The sequence below is a fragment of the Knoellia sp. 3-2P3 genome (assembly GCF_029223115.1).
Classification (GTDB): Bacteria; Actinomycetota; Actinomycetes; order Actinomycetales; family Dermatophilaceae; genus Pedococcus_A.
The window spans coordinates 467050-486257 of record NZ_JARGZE010000002.1 but is presented as its reverse complement, the minus strand read 5'-3'; the positions used below and the strand labels follow the sequence as shown (position 1 = coordinate 486257).

Genomic DNA, 19208 nt, shown 5'->3' with positions numbered 1-19208 from the left:
GCCCTCAGCGAGGGCTGTGGGTGAGCGCGAGGAACTCGGCGCGGGAGCGCGCGTCGGTGCGCAGCGAGCCGAGCAGGCTCGAGGTGATGGTGGTGGTGCCCGGGGCCCGCACACCGCGCAGCGTCATGCAGAAGTGTTCCGCCTCGATGACGACACCCACGCCGGTCGGCGCGAGGTGCTCCTGGAGCCAGCCCGCCACCTGCGTGGTCAGGCGCTCCTGCACCTGCGGCCGTCGCGAGAAGTGCTCCAGCACCCGCGCGAGCTTCGAGAGGCCGAGGATGCGCTCGCCCGGCAGGTAGCCGATGTGGGCGGTGCCCACGAAGGGCAGCATGTGGTGCTCGCAGAGCGACCGCATCGGTATGCCGCGTGCCACGATGAGCTCGTCGTAGCCCCCGTCGTTGGGGAAGGTGGTGAGCTCGAACGGCCTCGGGGTGAGCAGCTCGGACAGCGCACCGGCCATGCGCTCGGGCGTGCGCTGCAGCGACTCGCTCGTCAGGTCGATCCCGAGACCGCTCAGGAGCAGCCGGGCGCCGGAGGTGGCCGTCCCGGGTGCGGCGCCGGGTCGCGCACCGTGTGGTCGCGGCCCGGGTGCCACCCCACGCGGTGCCCGCCCACCGGAGCCGTGGGCCACCGGCTCCGTGCTCACGGCGCTGTCTTCCGCCGCCACGAGGCGTGCGCGGAGTCGTACCGAGTGCTGAGGCGCTGCAACGCGACTGCTGCCACCAGCAGGCCGACGTCACGCAGCGCGACGTCGTAGAACCCCTGCAGCAGAAGCAGGTTGGCGACGATGCCGGCAAGCCAGGCAGCCACCACTGCGGCGCCGACGCGCGGACGGACCGCCACCAGAAGGCCCGCCGCGATCTCCACGAGCCCCACGGCATACATCGCCTGCTGTGGCGTGACGGGAAGCAGGTCGCTGATGCCCGGCGCGAGGTAGGCCTCCCAGTCGGTCAGCAGGTTGGTGAACTTGTCGGCCCCGAACACCACGGGCGCGACCACGAAGGTGCTGCGCAACAGCACGAAGGCCTGGTGCGCGGGGTCGGTGCGCAGTCGAGCGCTCCCCGCCGGCTGGTCGGTGGATGTGGTCGCCATCGTGGTCCTCCTCGGTGCAGGCGCGTCCTCCGCGGTGCGCGACCCGTGACGGGACGCCGGGCACGTGGGAGGCTGACACCGTGTTAGAGCGCACGGGGCGCGTCGGTCTTACCGACCTCGCGGACTGCGGTAAGACATCGACCTCCGCGCGCAGCAGACAGGGCATGACGACGAACTTCTCTCCCGCCCGGCGTCCGTGCCTGGGCTCTGGTGCTGCGACCGACGTCGTGGGTTGGCGCCGGTGCCGCCTGCTGGAGTACGGCTTCCCGCCGCCTCTGGCCGACGAGCTGGCCCGACAGCGGGTCGACCTGCACGCTCTGCTCCAGCTGGTCGACCGCGGGTGCCCACCCGAGCTCGCGGCACGGATCCTCTCGCCACTGGAGGGACTGCGCCGATGACGGTGGACAGCGCAGGCTGCGACGGTCGCTTGTCGACCGACCTGGGACCGCGGACCCGACCGCCGGAACCGCAGGACTGGATCGCGGCCCTCACGACGCCCGGGCCGGAGCAGACCGCGGCCCTGCGTCAGCTGCACGGGCTGATGGTCCGAGCGGCGGCACACCAGGTGTGGCGGTTGCGCCACGCGCTGCCGGACCCGTCACCGGCCGCCGTCGACGACATCGTCAACCAGGCCGCCGACGAGGCGATGGCCAGCCTGCTCGGCAAGCTGCACACCTTCGAGGGGCGCAGCCGCTTTACGACGTGGGCCTTCAAGTTCGCGATCGTGCAGGCGGGCACCGACGTGCGGCGGCTGCAGTGGCAGCACCGGCAGGTGGAGCTGGGAGACCTCGACGTGCCCGCGAAGGCCGGCGAGGGACCCGAGCAGCAGGCGGAGGCGACCGACCTCGCCCGTGCCGTCGCCGACGCCATGCGGCGCCGGCTCACCCCCTACCAGCGCCGCATCGCTGTGGCGCTGCTGGTCGAGCAGGTGCCGATCGACGTCCTTGCCGAACGCCTGGGCACCACGCGAGGCGCCCTCTACAAGACCGTGCACGACGTCAGGTCTCGCCTCCGCGACGAGCTGACCCTGACCGGACACCTCGACGCGGCGTCGGTCTCTGGCCGGGCCGCGCCCCAGCCCAGCACCCTCCGACCCGAGGCAGGGACTCCATGACCACCCCTTCGCCACACCAGCTCACTCCCCGCGTCGTCGCCGACCTCCTGCTGGACACCACCCCGTGGCTCTCCTGCGAGGAGTGCTTCGAGCGGCTCGACACCCACGTCGAGGCCGTGCTGGAGGGGACCTCCCGCGACGTCGCCATGGAACGCCACCTGCTCGGCTGCCCGGCCTGCGCCGAGGAGGCTGCCTCGCTCACGGAGCTGCTGCAGCAGGACCCGGCCGACTGACCGCCGTGCAGGCCAGGACGTCCCCGATCCGCGCGAAACGCACCACCCAGTCATGGCCTCAGGTGCGGCGTGCGACGAGGTGGCGGTAGCCGGTGAGCAGTGCGAGTCCGTACAGCAGGCCGACGACGACCAGCAGTGCATCGAACCCGAGGACCAGGGAGAGGTACTCCAGTGCCCCGCCGACCATCGCACCGAGCAGGTTGGCGCCGAACGCCGTTGTGGACGACGCCGTGTCCTTGAACCGGACCGCGAACACCAGGTTGGCCAGGAACACCGGGAGGAAGGCGATCGTCACTGCTGCGGCGAACCGGGGGACGGGCGCCAGGTCGAGCAACGACTCCTGCGGGATCAGCCAGGCCGCCGCGAGGGCGGCGAGCAAGGCTGCATACAACCACAACGGATGCCGGATGGTCACCCGCCGCGCGACTTCGATCGCAGCCAGCACGCTGACCAGCACCCCAGCGAACACCGCCGCGTTGACCGCCCACGTCGTGCCGAACAGCAACGCGAACTGCACCACGTTCTTGGTCTCGAGCAGAAGGAACGCCGTGCCCATGAAGAACAGGTCGGCGTAGGGCACCATCTGGCGGAGCGGTCCCGCGGTGACCCTCACCAGGACCACCGAGGCCAGCAGCACCAACCCGAGCATCCACAGGTAGAACGCGGGGACGGACCGGGTCCCGAGGTAGGGAAACGGCCGGTCGTCGACCGACGGCTCGAGGGCGCTGCCGCGTGGCGCCCAGGTCTGCGGGCAGCCCCCGGTACCGCCGTCCTTGTGCAGCGACAGCACCGCCTGCTGGCGCGGTCCGTAGGCGGGTCCGAGCTGGACGCACGGCGCGACTCCGTACACCGTCTTGATCGTGTTGGCGTACCTGTCGAGGAGCCAGGGCTCGTAGTAGTTGTACATCGCGAAGGTGCCGTCCGACTTGAGCAGCGACCGGGCACGATCGAGCGCCTGCGTTGTGAACAGGTAGTTCTCCAGCCGCAACGCGGACTGCCCGGTGACGATGGTCGCCGAGTCGGGCAGTGCCAGGAGGATGAGGTCGTAACGGCGGTCGGTACGCTCCATGAACGCCCGCCCGTCGTCGACGTGCACCGTGACCCTGGGGTCGGAGTACGGCCGGTCGGGGTGCCGGTCCCGGCCGATGTCCACGAGAGCGGGGTCGATTTCGACGGCGTCGACGTGCCGCGCACCCTGGGCCAGTGCGACCGCGACGTCGTTGCCTGTGCCCGCGCCGACGACGAGCACGTCGTCGTGGGTGGTCGCGTAGGCGTACGGGTAGAGGTAGAACGGAGAGCTGCGACGGATCTCCGCGACGGGCAGCGCGGTCTGCAACGGTGTGTTGTTGACCTCGACCCGCACGAGCCCGTCGGCGACGTCCTGGGTGTGGATCTTGTAGTAGGGCGACCACTGGAACGTCCCGGCGAACGACTCGACGCCGAGCACCAGCACCAGTGTCACGAGGCCGAGCACGGGCCAGACCCGGAGCCGGCGACCCGCCCGATCGCGCCCGTTCCTCCGAACGGGCTCTGCGGCCCACAGCCGCGGCCCGAGCAGCAGCCCGAGGACACTCGCCGAGACAAGTCCCCACGCCAGCGGCGGCATCCGCAGGAACGACACCACTGCGAAGGCGACGATTCCGCTGAGGCTGCCGAGCACGTCCAGTCGGTATGCCTCCAGCGCCGGGAACTGGGCGAAGGTACGAGCCACCTCCTGCGCGAGCACGACCATGACCGCGACGGTGAGCAGGAACACGATCGTGAGGCTGAGCGGGCGCGGCAGCGGCGGAGTGTCGAACAGGCCGACGAGCTCCCAGCGCCCGCCGCGGCCCGTGCCGGTCCGCACCGGGAAGAGCAGGACGAACCCGACGAGTGCTGCCAGCAGCACCGGCGCGGCTCGGAACAGCTCCCGAGGCGCCGACGCTCGCAGGAACCCGAGGCCGATGCCCAGGAAGCTGGCGAGCAGGACGAAGTTGGTGAGGTGGACGAGGTACAGGTTGTTCGACGACGTCCATCGGATGAGCGCCAGCTCCACGAAGAGCATGAGCGCGCTCGCCAGGACCAGGCGCACCCGAGGAGTGATGTACGCCGCGTCGCCAGGGCCCTCGTGTCCGTCTGTCGCCGTGGCCGTGCCTCTCTCTGAGTTCCCAAGAGGTGGTTGCCGCAACCTAGCAGTGCCATGATCGGTGCGCCCGCCGGCGGGAGGTTCCGCACCGGAGGCGTGCTCGGCCGCCCGCGAGCTCGTGCCCCGACATCGGCGTCCTTGGTGCGGCCGCGGGCGTGCCACAATTGCGCGAAAGACCGCACTGTGTGACGGTTCCGCCACATTGCGGGAGATCGGGGGATGGGGAGAAGCGTGGTCGTGACTCTTCCTGCCGGCTCGGCGGTGCAACCATGAGCGCGGATGACCCGGGTCGGGTTCGGGCCGAGATCGAGAAGACCGACGTCGAGCACGCCACGGTCCGCCAGGCCGAGATCGAGCAGGCCAAGGCCATGGTGGCGCTGATCTTCGCGATCACTCCGTCGGAGGCCGTGGGCCTGCTCAGCCTGGCTGTGGACCAGCGGGGCTGGAGCCTGGCCGAGGTGGCTCGTGCCGTGCTCGACCTTTCCCGCCAGCCGCGCGGCGGTGACCTCGACCTGGTGCGCCACCGCTTCACCCTCCTCCTCTTCTCGCACATGGCCGTCGACGCGCTGGTCGAGCGTGCCGACGGCCACCGCCGTGCCGAGCGCGACAAAGCTGCCCTCACCGAGCACAACTAGGGCTGCGAGGGTGAGCGGACCGTTCGCCCCCAGCGTCACGGCCTGCGGGAGCGCACTCCGCTGGACGTCGTCGTCATCGTGGCCGGTTGCCGGGCTCACGATGGGCCAGCACGTGAAGCTGAGGGGCGTCGTTCACGATGCTCGACGGCTCACCCGAGAGGTTCTCGACCGGGAGCCAGTTGGCCACCTCGGGGAGAGCGGCAGGTGCGAACGTCGTCAGACGATGGCCGGGCGAGCTGGGTCAAAGGGGGTCCCAGTCGCGCTGCCAGAACCGCTCGAGGCCTTCAGCTCGGATGAAGAGGCGCTCACTGTCGTGGATGGGGTACATGCCGGCGATGTTGACCACGTCTTGCGGGCCCGGGCCCTCAGGTGCGCCGAGAACGTTGAGGTAGTCGGCTCGCTCCATCACGGCAGGAGCGGATACGACAAACGCAGTCATCGTCGTGTCGGTCGCGATGGGCTCGCCGAAGTCGATGGTGTCGCCGTACGCGAATGGGCAGTCGTGGACCAGGCTGCTGGCGAGGTACCCGATGGCGTGACCCCAGCGCTCGTCGTCAGACGCCATGCTGATGCAGAGCTCGGGCCGGCCGACCCTCCACTCTTCGTGGTCGGCCGTGGACAGGCCGTAGGTGAGGCCGGTGAGCATGCCGGGCTCGGGCACGTCGCGGTAGATGATGTTGGTGACCTTGTGCGGGCCGCCGGCCTGGCGATCGAGCGGGTAGAACCGCGGCTCAACACCGCCGCTGAGGCGATCCAGATGCGCGAGGTACTGCTCAACCCGGGTCCCCATGCGGAGGGGTTATCCAGCCCGTCAGCGGTACGCAGTGCGGCCTGGGCCGTTGACACCCACGCCCCTCACCGGTGAGCAGGGCATCGACGCGTGGACGCACATCGCCGGTCTGTGGCACCGCTCGGGCAGCGGCGTCAGGTGCGCAGCTCCATCCGGTGCTCCGGGGGCTCGTCGGCCGGCCAGCCGTCAGGGATTCCCGTGTCGACGAACCCAGCCCGTTCATACGACTTTCGCGCGGGGACGTTGTCGCTGCGAACCATCAGGTAGGTCGTCCTGCCCTGGCCAGCGGCCCAGTCCGCGACCGCGCCGATGAGCTGACCGGCAGCACCCGTGCCTCGAGCTGCCGGAGCCACCCACATCGAGATCAGTTCCACCCATTTCTCTCCGACAGGCTGTCCGCTGACGACACCGACCACCTGCGTCGCTTCCAGCGCCAGGAGCGTCAGCGGAACCTGAGTCAGGCGGGACTGCCAGCGCTCGGCGGGGGCATCGACCCAGTCGGCATGTCGTGAGCCGAAGGCCGCTGGAGACTCGGACAACGACGCCAGCCGCACCGCCCGGAACCTCTCCCAGTCGGCAGGTCCGATCCGCGTGATGTCCACCCGCTGAAGTTAGCAAAGGACAGGATGGACGACCGGCGGCGATGGCAGCCGGGCGGGAGCGGCTGACCGGTCAGCGTGTCGCCGCCCGGGACCCGATCCCCTTCCACGCCAAGCGCATCACACGTCGCGGGTCGACCGGGGGAACGTCGTCGGGGTGAAGTGGATGGCGCCGGTTGGCAGCATCCACGGCATGGCGACCAGCTCGAAGACGCCGGCTCGCACGGCCGGGTCCTCGCCCTTCAGTCGCAGCGCCTCCTCGGGGTCGCAGCGCAGGATCGACAGGCCGCGGTAGTGCCGCCGACCGCCGGGTTCGCCGAGCGGGCCGGCAGCGAGCAGCACACCGCGGTCGTGCAGGTCGGCGAGGTGGCTGAGGTGCGCGTCCTGGAGCCGGTCGGCCTCGTCCTCCGAGAGCTGCGGCGGGTGCTCAGGGGTCACCAGCAGCACGACGGTGTAGCGGTCGAAGTCCATGCCGTCGATCGTATGCTCGTCCTGTGGCGGTGCTGGCAACCAAGATCCATCCGCCGGCCCCGCGCCGCGACCTCGTCCCGCGGCCGCGCCTTGCGCAACGCCTGTCGCCGGGGGAGCGCCCACGACTGGTGCTCGTGTCGGCTCCGGCCGGGTTCGGCAAGACCACGCTGCTCTGCCAGTGGCTCGCCGAGGCCGACGACGCCCCCCGGGTTGCGTGGCTCTCGCTCGACGCCACCGACAACGACCCGCGGCGGTTCCTCGAGAACGTCGTCGCCGCTCTGCAGGTGCAGGGTCGGCTCCCCGAGGCGGCCGAGCTCGTCGCCACGGGGGCCGAGGCGCCGGTCGAAGCGGTGTTGACCGCCGTGGTCAACGACCTCGACCTCCAGCCGGGCCGGACCCTGCTGGTGCTCGACGACTACCACGTCATCGAGGCGCCGGAGGTGCACCGTGCAGTGACCTTCTTGCTCGACCACCTGCCACCCCAGGCTGGTCTCGCGGTCGCGACCCGGGCCGACCCACAGCTCCCGCTGCCGAGGCTGCGCGCCCGCGGCGAGCTCGTCGAGCTGCGTGCCTCGGAACTGCGGTTCACCACCGACGAGGCGGGCGTTTTCCTCGCCGACGTGATGGGGCTCCACCTCGACGGCGCCCAGGTGGCGGCCCTCGAGGCGCGGACCGAGGGGTGGGTCGCCGGGCTCCAGCTCGCCGGCCTGTCGTTGCGGGGTCTCGACGACACCACCGAGTTCGTGGAGGCGTTCACCGGCAGCCACCGGTTCGTCCTCGACTACCTCGTCGAGGAGGTCCTGCGCCACCAGGCCGAGCCGGTGCGCGAGTTCCTCCTCGACACGGCGGTGCTGAGCCAGCTGACCGGGTCGCTGTGCGACGCCCTCACCGGAGGCCACGACGGCAGCTCCATGCTCGAGTCGCTCGAGCGCGCCAACCTGTTCGTCGTCGCGCTCGACGACGACCGCCAGTGGTACCGCTACCACCAGCTCTTCGCCGACGCGCTCCGCGCACGCCTGGCCGCGGAGCGTCCCGGCCACGTCGCCGTGCTCCACCGGGCCGCCGGCGAGTGGTATGCCGCGCACGGCCTTCCCGAGGACGCCGTGCGCCACGCGCTGGCCTCCGGCGATGCCGGGTATGCCGCGGACCTGGTCGAGGCCGCGCTGCCCGACCTGCGCCGGCAGCGGCGGGACCGCGTGCTGCGCGAGTGGCTGACGGCGCTGCCGGGCGAGGTGGTCCGCAGCCGGCCGCTGCTGGGCACCTACCTCGCGTGGACCCGGCTGGTCGCGGGCGACCTCGACGGAGTCGAGGTGGCGTTGGGGGAGGCTGAACTGGCGCTGGTGGCGAGCCCGCCGGCCGCCGCGACGGGTGCCTCGGTCGCCACCATGGAGGAGCTGCGCACCCTGCCGGCGACCATGGCGATCTTCCGGGCGTCTGCCGCGCAGGCCCGCGGCGACTCGGACGCGACGCAGAGGCACGCGCGCAGCGCGCTGGAGCTCGCTGGTCCAGAGGACCACATGGCGCGGTGTGGTGCCCTCGGCTTCCTCGGCCTCGCGGCCTGGGGCAGGGGCGACCTCGAGGAGGCGGTCGACACGTTCTCCGCGGCCGTGCAGAGCATGGGGGCCGCCGGTGACGTGGCCGACCAGCTCGGCAGCACGGTGGTGCTCGCCAGTATGTGGGTGGCGCGGGGACGCCCCGTCGAGGCGCGGAGACTGCTGGAGCGCGCGCTGGCCACCGCGGGCAGGCACCGCGGCGCGGCGCTCGCGACCTTGGGTGACCTGCACGTCGGGCTGGCCGACGTCCTTATCGAGCAGGGGGAGCTGGATGCAGCGGCCGAACACCTGAGAGCAGCCAAGGAGCTGGGGGAGTCGTCATCGCTGCTGGAGAACCGGCACCGCTGGTATGTCGCGATGGCGCGCCTGCGTTGTGCCCAGGGCGAGTTCGAGGCAGCGGTCGAGCTGCTGGCCGAGGCGGAGCCGCTCTTCCTGCCGGGATTCTTCCCCGACCTGCGACCGATCCCGGCGCAGCGGGCACGGGTCCGGATCGCACAGGGGCCGCTGGCCGACGCGTGGGAGTGGGCCCGCGACCACCAGGTGCAGCAGGTCATCGAGCCGTCGTACCTCGACGAGTACGACCAGCTCACCCTCGTCCGGCTGCTGGTGGCCCGGCACCGTGCCGACGGCGACCAGGACAGCCTCCACGAGGCCGCCCAGCGGCTCGACCGCCTGGTCCCTCCCGCGACCAGCGGCGGCCGCGGCGGCAGCCTCGTGGAGATCGGGTTGGTGCAGGCCCTCGTCGCCGATGCACGAGGCGACCGGGCCGCGGCCCTCGCACACCTGGGGCCGGCCCTGGAAGCGGGCGTCCCCGCCGGCTACGTCCGCCTCTTCCTCGACGAGGGCGAACCCATGACCCGCCTGCTCGAGGCTGCCGAGCGCATGCCCACGACCGGTGACCACGCGCGCCGGCTCGCCGCCGCGGCATACCGGGAACCAGCCGTGGGCCCCGGGGATGCGAAGACGGAGGGCCTCAGCGACCGCGAGATGGAGGTGCTGCGGCTGCTCGCCACCACGCTCAGCGGACCCGAGATCGCCGGGCAGCTCTTCGTGTCGGTCAACACGCTGCGGACGCACACCAAGCACATCTTCACCAAGCTCGACGTCAACACCCGGCGGGCAGCGGTGAGCCGTGCCGCCGAGCTCGGGCTGCTCTGAGCCCATCACTCTGCGCCCATCACCGCCGCGGCGATCACCATCTCGATCACATCGGATGGTGATTCGCCGTCACCACCGCGGTTCATACCGTCGAGGTCGTCCCCGGCAGACCGGCTGGGGCGACTCGGCAGAAGGAACCAGCCATGACCGTCACCACCACCCGTCTCGGCCAGGCGGCCGGCGTCGCAGCCGCCGTGGCCGGGCTGATCTTCATCCTCGTGCAGGTCAACCACCCCGCCATGGAGGTGGCTTCCGCCACCACCGCCGACTGGGTGCTCCGCAGCACCGCCAAGGCGGTCATGTCGGTGCTGGCCCTTGCCGGGATCACCGGCATGTACCTGCGCCAGCTCCGCCAGAGCAGCGTCCTCGGCCTCGCGGCGTACCTGCTCTTCAGCCTGGGCTACCTCGTCATGTTCGGGGTCGAGTTCCTCGCAGCCTTCGTCTTCCCGACGGTGGCGGACACCGCACCCGGCTACGTGGACGACGTCATCGTCGCGGCCGCGGGCGGGACCCCGGCAGGGGACATCGGCCTCATGCAGGCCGTGCTCGTGGCCAGTGCGGCAGGGTACGTCGGCGGCGGTCTCCTGTTCGGCATCGCGACGTTCCGTGCCGGCGTGCTGGCGCGTTGGGCTGCGGTCCTGCTGGCCGTCGGCACCGTCTCCACCCTGGCCCTGTCCGTGCTGCCGGAGTCGTTCAACCGGCCGCTCGCCGTGCCCACCGGCATCGCCCTGATCGGCCTCGGCACCTCGCTGTGGCGCGACCAGCGGCGCCAGGCAGCAACCACGACGACCACCACTACGACCACCGCCACGACCACCGGCACGACGACCGGCACAGCAGCCGCTCCTCGCGAGGAGGCCTCGGTCCGATGACCAGCCAGCAGTGGGGCTGGCGCGTGCCGGCCGCCCTGGTGGCACTGAGCGTCATCCCGGTGTTGGCCGGCACCGCCAGGCTGGTCGAGCTCGCGGGAGGTCCGGCGGTCATCCCGGCCGACGCCCGGTTCGCCGCCTCCCCGCTGCCCGTCGGCGTCCACATCGTCTGCGCCGCGGTCTACGCGCTCCTGGGTGCCCTCCAGTTCGCCGCGGGGTTCCGGCGCCGGCGGCCCGGGTGGCACCGGGCCGCCGGCCGGGTCCTCGTCGTCGCCGCGCTCGGGGTGGCGGCGATCCGGCGCGGAGACGTCGCCACCCACCGGGCCTGGATGATGCGGGCCTACGCGATCGCGCTCGCCGCCGGGACCCAGGCGTTGACCGAGGGCGTCGGCGGGGCGGTCTTCGGGGACAGCGCCCTGGTGCTGGACACGTCGCGGGGCGCCGCGTGCTTTGACGGTGGTGCTCGCCGCCAGCGCGCTGCGACGGTGTTGGTGGGCGACCGGCCGTGACCACGACCTACGAGCTCCGGGTCGAGGGCAGGCTCGACTCCCACTGGTCCGGTCACCTCGGGTCGGCGCTCCTCGGCGGCCTGTCGCTGAGCCACGAGGACGACGGCACGTCGACCCTCACCTGCCCGGTCGCCGACCAGGCACAGCTGTACGGTCTGCTCGCCGGGCTCCGGGACATCGGCGCGTCACTGCTCTCGGTGCGAGCGGTGCCGGGGGAGGTGGGGCAGGCGCCCGGTCCGCTGGCGCGGCTGGCGTGGCCCCGGCGCACCGAACGGCTGACGCTGCGCCCTGCACGGCCGGAGGACGCTGGGTCGACCTGGCGTCTCCGCCGCCTCGAGTCGGTGGCGCGCTGGCTCACCGAGGCGCCGACGAGTCTGGACGCGTACCGGCTCGCGTTCGAGGACCCCGCGCGGCTGGCCGCCACGGTCGTGGTCGAGCTGGACGGACGGGTCGTCGGTGACCTCATGCTCCGGGTCGAGGACGCCTGGGGGCAGAGGGAGGTCGCCGAGCGGGCACAGCGGTCGCAGGCCGAGCTCGGCTGGGTCCTGGACCCGGCGTTCGAGGGGAGGGGGTACGCGACCGAGGCCGTGCGCGAACTGGTCCGAATGTGCTTCGAGGACCTGGGGCTGAGGCGGGTGGTCGCCACCTGCGTCGCCGAGAACGAGTCCTCCTGGCGGCTCATGGAACGCCTGGGGATGCGCCGGGAGCAGCACGCCGTGGAGGACGCCCTGCACCGTTCCGGTGCATGGCTCGACTCCTACGGCTACGCCTTGCTGGCCAACGAGTGGGCGGTCCGCCGCCAGAGCATGGTGACGGCGTCGCCGTCGTCGCGGACCGTCTCGAAGCCCAGCCGCTCGTAGAGCCGGGTCGCCGGGTTCGCCTTCTCGACGCTCAGGGAGACGCGCTCGATGCCGCGGGACCGGGCTGCGTCGAGCAGCCGGGTGCACAGCCCGGTGCCCAGGCCTTCGCCCCGGGCGTCCGGGTCGACGCCGATGCTCAGCTCAGGGGTCCGCTCGTCGACGAACCCGTAGGAGGGGTCGGCCGCCGTGAAGTACCGCAGCCACGCGGCGCCCACACCGACGCCGTGGGCACTCTCGACGACTACGCCAAGGTCGCCCGGCTGCGGCCAGCCGTCGGCGTAGTGGGACAGGTGCGGGTTGGCCGCCAGCTGCTGGGGAGTGAGCGCCGGACGGATCGGGTCCCAGTTGGCGGCGTGCATGAGCATGGCCGATATGAGGTGGGCGTCGCCGGTCTCGGCCGCGCGGTAGGTGAACGAGATGGGCTGCACGCACTTCCTCCTGACGTCGACACTGCTCATGGTGTCGCGTCACGCTCGCACCGATGAACTGGGGCCGGTCACGGCGGCATACGCAGCGGGGCTCCAGCCAAGCGAGCACCTCGTCGCGAAGCCCAGTCGCTCGTGGAGCCGGACAGCGGGGTTGGCCTTCTCACCAGAGGCTGGGCGAGCAGGCGCCGCAGCGGCTACGGCGTGCTGACGGTGATGGCGACCTTTCCCCGGACCTCGCCGGCCTCGAGGTGGCGCATGGCGTCCGGCACGCGCTCCAGCGGGAACGTGCGGTCGACGCTGGGTGTGACCTTGCCGGATTCGATGAGCCCGGTGAGCCGCTCCAGGTCGCTGGCGCGCTCCTTGCTGGCCAGCATGGTCAGCCGCTGCGAGACGAAGGGGGAGAGCAGTGGCGCCCGCAGCGAGCGGCCGAAACCCCCGGTCCACCTGCCACCTTCCTCGCCACCGACGATGACCAGCGTCCCGGTGCGCGTGAGGGTGCGACGAAGGCGCGACAGGGGAGTGTTCCCTGCGATGTCGAGGACCAGGTCGTAGTGGTGGGCGCCGTCGGCGAAGTCCTCACGGGAGTAGTCGACCACGTGGTCGGCTCCGAGGGCCCTCACCAGGTCGAGCTTGCCGGTGCTGGACACGGCCGTGACTTCGGCACCGAGCGCCTTGGCGAGCTGCACGGCATAGCTGCCGACCCCACCCGAGGCGCCGATGACCAGCACCTGCTGGCCCGGCTCGACTCGGCCGGAGTCGGTCAGCGCCTGCAGGGCAGTACCTGCGGAGATCGGAACGACCGCCGCCTGCTCGAAGGACAGGTTCGCGGGCTTGCGAGCGAGCTTGTCCTCGCGGGCCGCGGCATACTCCGCGAACGACCCTCGGCTCATCCCGAAGACCTCGTCGCCCACCGCGAACCTCGTGACCGCCGAACCCACCGCGGCGACGGTGCCGGCAACGTCGATACCGGCCACGCCGTTCTTGGGACGACGGAACCCGAAGCCGATGACACGCATAAAGTAGGGGCGGCCGGTCATCATGTGCCAGGTGCCCCGGTCCAGCCCGGCAGCGCGCACCCGCACGAGCACCTCGTTGTCGGCGAGCTCGGGGCGGGGGACCCGCTCGAGCCGAAGGACGTCCACGGTGCCGTAGCCGTCCTGGGCGATGGCCCGCATCTCGTGCTCCGAGGCCGCGGGCTGCTGTGTGAGAGCGGACTCCCTCGTGGTCTTGGCCATGTCTTTCCGATCTGTGGTCTGGCCCCGAGCAACGCCGGCGGGCGGTCCCCGGGCCGCTTTGGTACTTTGTACGAGAGACGGTATCGTACAAAGTAAGACCCGCCTAGGGGTCGACCTGGACCGATGGGAAAGTGGATGGCTGACACCGAAGGCGGGGGCGGACCGAACCGGCCCCGGCTGAGCAGGGATCGAGTGCTCCGTGGTGCCCTGGCGATCGCGGACGCGGGCGGTCTCGGCGCGCTGACCATCCGTTCACTCGCCCACGAGCTCGGCGTGAAACCGATGTCGGTGTACTACCACGTCGCCAACAAGGAGGAGATCCTCGACGGGCTCGTCGACATCGTCTTCAGCGAGATCGAGCTGCCGTCCAGCGGCGGCGAATGGCGCTCGGAGATGCGCCGACGCGCACACTCCGCACGCCGCGTGCTGCGGAGCCACCGCTGGGCGGTCGGGCTGCTGGAGTCGCGTCCCACCCCCGGTCCGGCGACGCTGCGGCACCACGACGCGGTGCTCGGCGCCCTGCGCGCGGCAGGCTTCTCGCGCGAGATGACCGCCCACGCGTATGCGCTCATCGACAGCTACACCTACGGCTTCGCGCTCCAGGAGGCCAGCCTCCCGTTCGATGCCACCGAGGCGGTCACCACGGATGTGGCCGGCCCGATCGTGGAACAGTTCGCCACGGGCGAGTACCCACACATGGCCGACATGGTGAGCGAGTACTACCTGCGGCCGGGGTACACCTTCGGCGACGAGTTCGACGTCGGGCTGGGGCTGATCCTCGACGCCCTCGACGCGGCGTTGCAGGCCAGCGCGGCGACGCGCCCACCGCGTGACCCGCTGCCGGAGACGGCCACGAGAAGCGCTGTGTCGTAACGGGTTTGGTCCCCTCCCGGTCCTGCTCGTCGTCAGGGGCTCGTGAGGATGACGAGTTGCTGCGTTGCCCGGGTCATCGCCACGTAGCGGTCGACGGCACCTTCGACACCCGTGCCGAACGCCTCCGGGTCGATGAGGACGACCAGGTCGAACTCGAGCCCCTTCGCCAGCTCTGGCGTCAGCCACCGGACCCGGGAGGTCGCGGGGACCGTGCCGGCATGGACGTCACCGGTGCCGATGACACAGGCGATGCCCTCGACGTGCGCATCGAGCCACGCGTCGAGGATCGCGCCCAGCTCCGCAGTGGATCCGTGGGTGACGGGCACGTTGGCGCTGCGGATGGAGGTCGGCACGTTGGCGTCCGGGAGCGCGGCCCGGATGACCGGTTCGGCCGCCGCCATGACCTCTTCCGGCGTGCGGTAGTTGATGTTGAGGGAAGCCAGGTTCACGCGGTCGAGCCCGACCCGCCCGAGCCGTTCCTGCCACGACTCCGTGAACCCGTGCCGGGCCTGGGCGCGGTCTCCGACGATGGTGAAGCTGCGGGACGGGCAGCGGCCCAGCAGCATCTGCCACTCGGCGTCGGTCAGCTCCTGGGCCTCGTCCACGATCACGTGAGCGAACGGGCCGGCGAGCCGACCGGGGTCGGCGCCGGGCTCTGCGGCCTCGTCGACCAGTGCGCCCCGAAGGTCCTGGCCGCGCAGCATCGACATGACGTGCATCTCGGAGTCGTCGGTCGCGATGAGGTGCTCGACGACCTTCGCCATCTCCTCTCGTTCGGCGGCGAGGACCGCCTCGCGACGCCGCTTGCGCCGAGACGCCTCCGGGTCGCCGAGTCGCAGGCGTGCCGCATCGAGCAGAGGCAGGTCGGACACCGTCCACGCACTGGCGTCGGGGCGTTGGAGCCGACGGACCTCCTCGATGCCCAGCGCGGGAGCGCACCTGCGCAGGTAGGCGGGCACCGACCACAGGTCACCGACGAGGTCGGTTGCCTCGAGCAGCGGCCAGGCGCGGTTCAGGGTCGTGCGCAGCTCGCCGTTCTGCTCCAGCGACCTGCGGACCAGCGCGGGCGAGGCCTCGTCGTCGTGCCGGTCCACGATGATCGTGAGCAGCTCCTCCCAGATCACGTCGCGGGCCTCGTTGTGCGGTGTGCCGGGCGCCGGGGCGTCGAACGCTGCGGCCCAGTCGTCCGGGCTGAGCCAGATCTCGTCCCACGGGGTCGTCACCGACATGCCCTCGGTGGGCGGTTCCTCGTAGAGGGCGACGGCCGGCTCGATCGCCCGGACGAGGGCGACGGAGGCCTTGAGACGGGCCACGTCCGGGTCGGTCTCGGGCGCCGCCTCGGCTCCCTCGGTGACGAGGTCGCGCAGGGTGCAGGTCTGCACGCCCTCCTCACCGAGGCTGGGGAGGACGTCTCCGACGTAGGAGAGGTAGGGCTGGTGCGGTCCGACGAACAGCACGCCGCCACGGCGGTGCCCGAGGCGCGGGTCGGAGTAGAGGAGGTATGCCGTCCGGTGCAGGGCGACGACGGTCTTGCCCGTGCCCGGACCGCCGTCGACGACGAGGGCACCGCGCGAGCCCGCACGGATGATGGCGTCCTGGTCGGCCGCGATGGTGCCGAGCACGTCCCGCATGCGCGCAGTCCGGGTGGCGCCGAGGCTGGCGATGAAGGCGGACTGGTCGTCGAGCGCGGCCGCGTGGCCCTCGAACGCCTCCGCCGTGAAGACCTCGTCCCAGTAGTCGGTGACCCGGCCGCTGGTCCAGCGGTACCGGCGCCGGCTGGTCAGCCCCATCGGGTTGGCGTGGGTCGCCGCGAAGAACGGCTCGGCCGCGGGCGAGCGCCAGTCGACCAGCAGCTGGCGCCCCGTGCGGTCGGTGAGGCCGAGTCGCCCGACGAAGACCGGGGCGGGTTCGCCCTCGAGCACCATGTGCCCGAGGCACAGGTCCAGGCCGAAGCGTCGCAGGGCGCGCAGGCGTGCGGTCAGGCGATGGACCTCCAGGTCTCGCTCCAGCACCTCCTGACCCGCTCGGGCGGGCGAGACGCGCTCGGCGTCGAGGCGTTCGGAGAGCTCGGCGACCGTCTGCTCGAGGCTCGCCGCAACCGCCGCGAAGTGCTGCTCGTCGTGGGCGATCAGCGTCGGGTCGGCCTTTGCGGCCAGGTGCTCCGGAAGGTCGAACGCGTGGGTGGTCAAGGGCATTGTGCGGTTCCCATCACTGGTGCTGGCCTCGGCCGGCGATTCTGCGGCACGACCCGGGTCTTGCCGCAAGGCCCCCTGTGCCCTATACGTTGAGAGTGGAGGGGATGGGTGACCTCCCACCCGTCGGACTCCGGGGGCCCTGGGGGTTCGGTGTCAGTGGTGTCCTCGCTCCCGGTCGTCCTCGGTCACGCGCGCCGTGCGGCCGACCACGGTGACCTCCACGTCGGTGCCGTCCCGGCGGGTCAGGTCCACCTCGTAGAAGGGTCCCGTCGGAGCGTCCTGCACCTCGACCGTGTCGAGGCTGCCGCGGGTCGCCTTGACGGCCAACGCAACAGCCTCGGGCAGTGTCAGTTGCGGGGCGGCCCGGGGCTGGGGCTTCGCACGGTCGGAGTCACGGTCCTGCCCGGTCACCCGGGCTGTGCGGCCGACCACGGTGACCTCCACGTCGGTGCCGTCCCGGCGGGTCACGTCGACCTCGTAGAAGGGTCCTGTCGGAGCGTCCTGCACCTCGACCTTGTCGACGCGGCCGTCGCCCCGCTGGACGGCCAGCGCGACAACCTGTGCCAGGGTCAGGGGCCGTACCCCCGAAGGTGCGGACGTCGTCGTGGTCGAGGGGCGTGCCGGTGGGGGCGGAGGCATCGTCGACGTGGCTGTTGCTGTGCCCTGGCCCACCACGACCGGGGCTTCCGGGGCGTGCACCTGCTGACGGGGGGCGTCGGTCGCGGCTCGAGTGGCGAGGGCCGCTGAGCAACCTGCGGCCAACGCGGCTGTGCTCGCGAGCGCGAGGCCGAGCAGGGCGGATCGGCGACGAGGGGTCAGGGTCATGGCGTTTCCGTTCGTGTCGAGGGCTTTGGTGGTGGCTTGCTCACCACTGTGGTTCCTCGGCAGTGCAACGGGGCACCACCCCTTGGTGGGCCAGATGCCCACCTCTCAGGAATCTCTCCCGGAGAGGTGGGCAGGCCCTCGTGTCAGTTGCGCGACCCCAGGCCGGCGGCGACCGGCGCCACCGCGCCCGACGCGCCCGCGGCCTGAGGCGTCGTGGTGGCCGCTTCCGGGACAGGCTTGCCGAACATCGTGCAGACGGCCTGCAGGACCAGCTCGTCGAACTTCTTCGCGATGGCCTCGTTGGGCTCGGTCGACATCACCAGGACAGCGCTGCGAGTGCCGGAGCGGTTGTGGTACGAGATGGTGATGTAGCCCGGGATGCCGCCGGTGTGGCCCCAGATCGTCCCACAGGGCGTGTCGACCGTGAGGATGCCCAAGCCGTACCCGGCCCCGGCGAAGACGCTGACGGTGGTGGTCATCTCGCGGAGCAGGGAGCGGGGCAGCAGGTCACCGGACAGCAGCGCCTGGTAGAAGGTCCTGAGGTCCTTGGTGTTGGACACGAGGGCACCTGCGGCCCAGGCCCAGGTCGGCGTCCAGCCCGACGTGTCGAGGTAGCCGGCGGAGTAGAGACCCGGCGGCGTGTACCCGTGGGCGTACGGGCCCCGGAAGCGTGGCGTGTTCGCGAAGTACGTGTCCTCGAGGTGCAACGGCCGGGTCACCCGCCGCTTGACCAGGTCTGCGACGGAGGTGTCGGACGCCTTCTCGATCACGAGGCCCAGCAGGATGTAGCCGGTGTTGCTGTACGACCAGCTCGTGCCCGGCCGGAACAGCGGTTTGTTCTCGAGGGCGAGGTCGATGAGCTCGCGGGGGGTCCACGCGCGGTACGGGTCCGCGAAGGCCTTGGCGAAGAAGTCGGGGTCGTCGGTGTAGTTGAAGATCCCGCTGGTGTGGTTGAGGAGCATGCGCAGGGTGATCGCTGAACCGCCGGGCACCACCCCCGGCAGCCAGTCCTCGATGGAGTCCTCGAGGTCGAGCTTGCCCTCACGCGAGAGCTGGAGCGCGATCACGGCGATCAGGGTCTTGGTGATGCTGCCGACTCGTGCCTGGTCCTGGGGGTGGAGCCGACGTTCCGGGTCGAGGCGGGCGCGGCCGACGGCGAGGCGGGTGATGTCGTCACCGTCGTCGAGCAGGGCGTTGACGCCCGTGGCCCCTGCGTCGACGACGGCTTGCATGGCCGCTCGCAGAGCCGCTCTCGAGTCGTCTTCGTCGGTGTGGGCAGCGGCGGGAGCTGCCGCGGTCACCGTGCGGGCGGGGGGAGCAGCCGTGGCCGGCGCGGAGGGGATGAGCAGGGCGAGAGCGGCGGCGCTGGCCGCGGCCAAGGCGGCGAGGCGGCGTGTGCTGGCAGTCATGGGGAAACCTCGTTCGCGTGGCAGGACCGGGGCCGCCCCCTCTTCTCCACACTGTCCTCCGGCGGGCATCGCCGCACCAGACCTGAATCGGTGAGCGGTCCGCGCCGGCCGACCGGGGGCGGCGTCGTCACGTGGCAGCCGGCCTGCCCTGCGGGGAGCGGGTCGCGGGCCACTGGAGGAGGTTGACGAACGCGTGCCCCGGGCATTGCATGGACGGTGACGCACCTGCAACCCC

The 19208-nt window shown here is 71.5% G+C and carries 20 protein-coding genes; 9 read left to right on the top strand and 11 right to left on the bottom strand.

Going from position 1 to position 19208, the window contains the following annotated elements; translation table 11 throughout:
- Nucleotides 1-4: 4 nt before the first annotated feature.
- Both folE and P0Y31_RS07750 read right to left on the bottom strand, forming a co-directional pair.
- A complete protein-coding gene (gene folE / locus P0Y31_RS07755) occupies nucleotides 5-646 on the bottom strand; it encodes a GTP cyclohydrolase I FolE (protein WP_275868040.1) in 642 nt (213 codons plus the stop codon).
- Nucleotides 643-1092, bottom strand: coding sequence for a hypothetical protein (locus tag P0Y31_RS07750; protein WP_275868038.1), 450 nt, complete (start codon nucleotides 1090-1092; stop codon nucleotides 643-645). The genes folE and P0Y31_RS07750 overlap by 4 nt, the downstream gene beginning before the upstream one ends.
- Before the next feature lie 164 nt (nucleotides 1093-1256).
- Here P0Y31_RS07750 and P0Y31_RS07745 point away from each other — a divergent pair, with 164 nt between their 5' ends.
- Genes P0Y31_RS07745 through P0Y31_RS07735 form a run of 3 tightly spaced genes read left to right on the top strand, consistent with a single transcriptional unit; the run spans nucleotide 1257 to nucleotide 2439 of the window.
- On the top strand, nucleotides 1257-1490 hold the full coding sequence (locus tag P0Y31_RS07745) for a hypothetical protein (protein ID WP_275868036.1): 234 nt from the start codon (nucleotides 1257-1259) through the stop codon (nucleotides 1488-1490).
- 29 nt (nucleotides 1491-1519) lie between these two features.
- Complete coding sequence (locus P0Y31_RS07740) at nucleotides 1520-2206, top strand: sigma-70 family RNA polymerase sigma factor (protein ID WP_275868034.1); 687 nt, start codon at nucleotides 1520-1522, stop codon at nucleotides 2204-2206.
- Nucleotides 2203-2439: a hypothetical protein gene (locus P0Y31_RS07735; RefSeq protein WP_275868032.1), complete on the top strand. Its 237-nt coding sequence runs from the start codon at nucleotides 2203-2205 to the stop codon at nucleotides 2437-2439. The genes P0Y31_RS07740 and P0Y31_RS07735 overlap by 4 nt, the downstream gene beginning before the upstream one ends.
- Nucleotides 2440-2497: 58 nt before the next feature.
- On the opposite strand, the gene P0Y31_RS07730 is transcribed toward P0Y31_RS07735, so the two are convergent.
- Complete coding sequence (locus tag P0Y31_RS07730; protein WP_275868030.1) at nucleotides 2498-4510, bottom strand: methyltransferase domain-containing protein; 2013 nt, start codon at nucleotides 4508-4510, stop codon at nucleotides 2498-2500.
- A gap of 323 nt (nucleotides 4511-4833) precedes the next feature.
- Between P0Y31_RS07730 and P0Y31_RS07725 the strand changes: the two genes are divergently transcribed.
- Nucleotides 4834-5199 carry a hypothetical protein gene (locus P0Y31_RS07725; RefSeq protein ID WP_275868028.1) on the top strand — a complete coding sequence of 122 codons (366 nt, stop codon included), beginning with the start codon at nucleotides 4834-4836 and terminating at the stop codon, nucleotides 5197-5199.
- Between the two features lie 241 nt (nucleotides 5200-5440).
- On the opposite strand, the gene P0Y31_RS07720 is transcribed toward P0Y31_RS07725, so the two are convergent.
- The 3 genes from P0Y31_RS07720 to P0Y31_RS07710 form a co-directional block, all read right to left on the bottom strand.
- Complete coding sequence (locus P0Y31_RS07720) at nucleotides 5441-5989, bottom strand: suppressor of fused domain protein (protein WP_275868026.1); 549 nt, start codon at nucleotides 5987-5989, stop codon at nucleotides 5441-5443.
- 134 nt (nucleotides 5990-6123) lie between these two features.
- Nucleotides 6124-6591 (bottom strand): GNAT family N-acetyltransferase, encoded by a 468-nt coding sequence (locus P0Y31_RS07715; protein ID WP_275868024.1) that lies wholly within the window; start codon nucleotides 6589-6591, stop codon nucleotides 6124-6126.
- A 117-nt stretch (nucleotides 6592-6708) separates the two neighbouring features.
- Entirely contained in the window at nucleotides 6709-7059 is a 351-nt protein-coding gene (locus P0Y31_RS07710) for a YciI family protein (protein ID WP_275868022.1), read from the bottom strand.
- Nucleotides 7060-7082: 23 nt separating this feature from the next.
- Between P0Y31_RS07710 and P0Y31_RS07705 the strand changes: the two genes are divergently transcribed.
- The 4 genes from P0Y31_RS07705 (at nucleotide 7083) to P0Y31_RS07690 (ending at nucleotide 12008) form a co-directional block, all read left to right on the top strand.
- The gene (locus P0Y31_RS07705; RefSeq protein ID WP_275868020.1) at nucleotides 7083-9770 is read left to right on the top strand and encodes a LuxR C-terminal-related transcriptional regulator; all 2688 of its coding nucleotides are present in this window, start codon (nucleotides 7083-7085) and stop codon (nucleotides 9768-9770) included.
- A gap of 143 nt (nucleotides 9771-9913) precedes the next feature.
- On the top strand, nucleotides 9914-10642 hold the full coding sequence (locus tag P0Y31_RS07700) for a hypothetical protein (protein WP_275868018.1): 729 nt from the start codon (nucleotides 9914-9916) through the stop codon (nucleotides 10640-10642).
- Nucleotides 10639-11148 carry a DUF2306 domain-containing protein gene (locus P0Y31_RS07695; protein ID WP_275868016.1) on the top strand — a complete coding sequence of 170 codons (510 nt, stop codon included), beginning with the start codon at nucleotides 10639-10641 and terminating at the stop codon, nucleotides 11146-11148. The genes P0Y31_RS07700 and P0Y31_RS07695 overlap by 4 nt, the downstream gene beginning before the upstream one ends.
- Entirely contained in the window at nucleotides 11145-12008 is an 864-nt protein-coding gene (locus P0Y31_RS07690) for a GNAT family protein (protein WP_275868014.1), read from the top strand. The genes P0Y31_RS07695 and P0Y31_RS07690 overlap by 4 nt, the downstream gene beginning before the upstream one ends.
- On the opposite strand, the gene P0Y31_RS07685 is transcribed toward P0Y31_RS07690, so the two are convergent.
- Entirely contained in the window at nucleotides 11912-12436 is a 525-nt protein-coding gene (locus tag P0Y31_RS07685) for a GNAT family N-acetyltransferase (RefSeq protein WP_275868012.1), read from the bottom strand. The genes P0Y31_RS07690 and P0Y31_RS07685 overlap by 97 nt on opposite strands.
- Nucleotides 12437-12630: 194 nt before the next feature.
- The gene (locus P0Y31_RS07680) at nucleotides 12631-13671 is read right to left on the bottom strand and encodes an NAD(P)-dependent alcohol dehydrogenase (RefSeq protein WP_275868010.1); all 1041 of its coding nucleotides are present in this window, start codon (nucleotides 13669-13671) and stop codon (nucleotides 12631-12633) included.
- 192 nt (nucleotides 13672-13863) lie between these two features.
- Here P0Y31_RS07680 and P0Y31_RS07675 point away from each other — a divergent pair, with 192 nt between their 5' ends.
- On the top strand, nucleotides 13864-14544 hold the full coding sequence (locus P0Y31_RS07675; protein ID WP_275868007.1) for a TetR/AcrR family transcriptional regulator: 681 nt from the start codon (nucleotides 13864-13866) through the stop codon (nucleotides 14542-14544).
- Between the two features lie 32 nt (nucleotides 14545-14576).
- Here the strand turns inward: P0Y31_RS07675 and helR are convergent, their stop codons facing one another.
- The 3 genes from helR to P0Y31_RS07660 form a co-directional block, all read right to left on the bottom strand.
- Nucleotides 14577-16739 carry an RNA polymerase recycling motor ATPase HelR gene (helR, locus tag P0Y31_RS07670; RefSeq protein ID WP_275868005.1) on the bottom strand — a complete coding sequence of 721 codons (2163 nt, stop codon included), beginning with the start codon at nucleotides 16737-16739 and terminating at the stop codon, nucleotides 14577-14579.
- 153 nt (nucleotides 16740-16892) lie between these two features.
- A complete protein-coding gene (locus tag P0Y31_RS07665) occupies nucleotides 16893-17564 on the bottom strand; it encodes a hypothetical protein (RefSeq protein ID WP_275868003.1) in 672 nt (223 codons plus the stop codon).
- A 143-nt stretch (nucleotides 17565-17707) separates the two neighbouring features.
- A complete protein-coding gene (locus P0Y31_RS07660) occupies nucleotides 17708-18973 on the bottom strand; it encodes a serine hydrolase domain-containing protein (RefSeq protein ID WP_275868001.1) in 1266 nt (421 codons plus the stop codon).
- Nucleotides 18974-19208 lie beyond the last annotated feature (235 nt).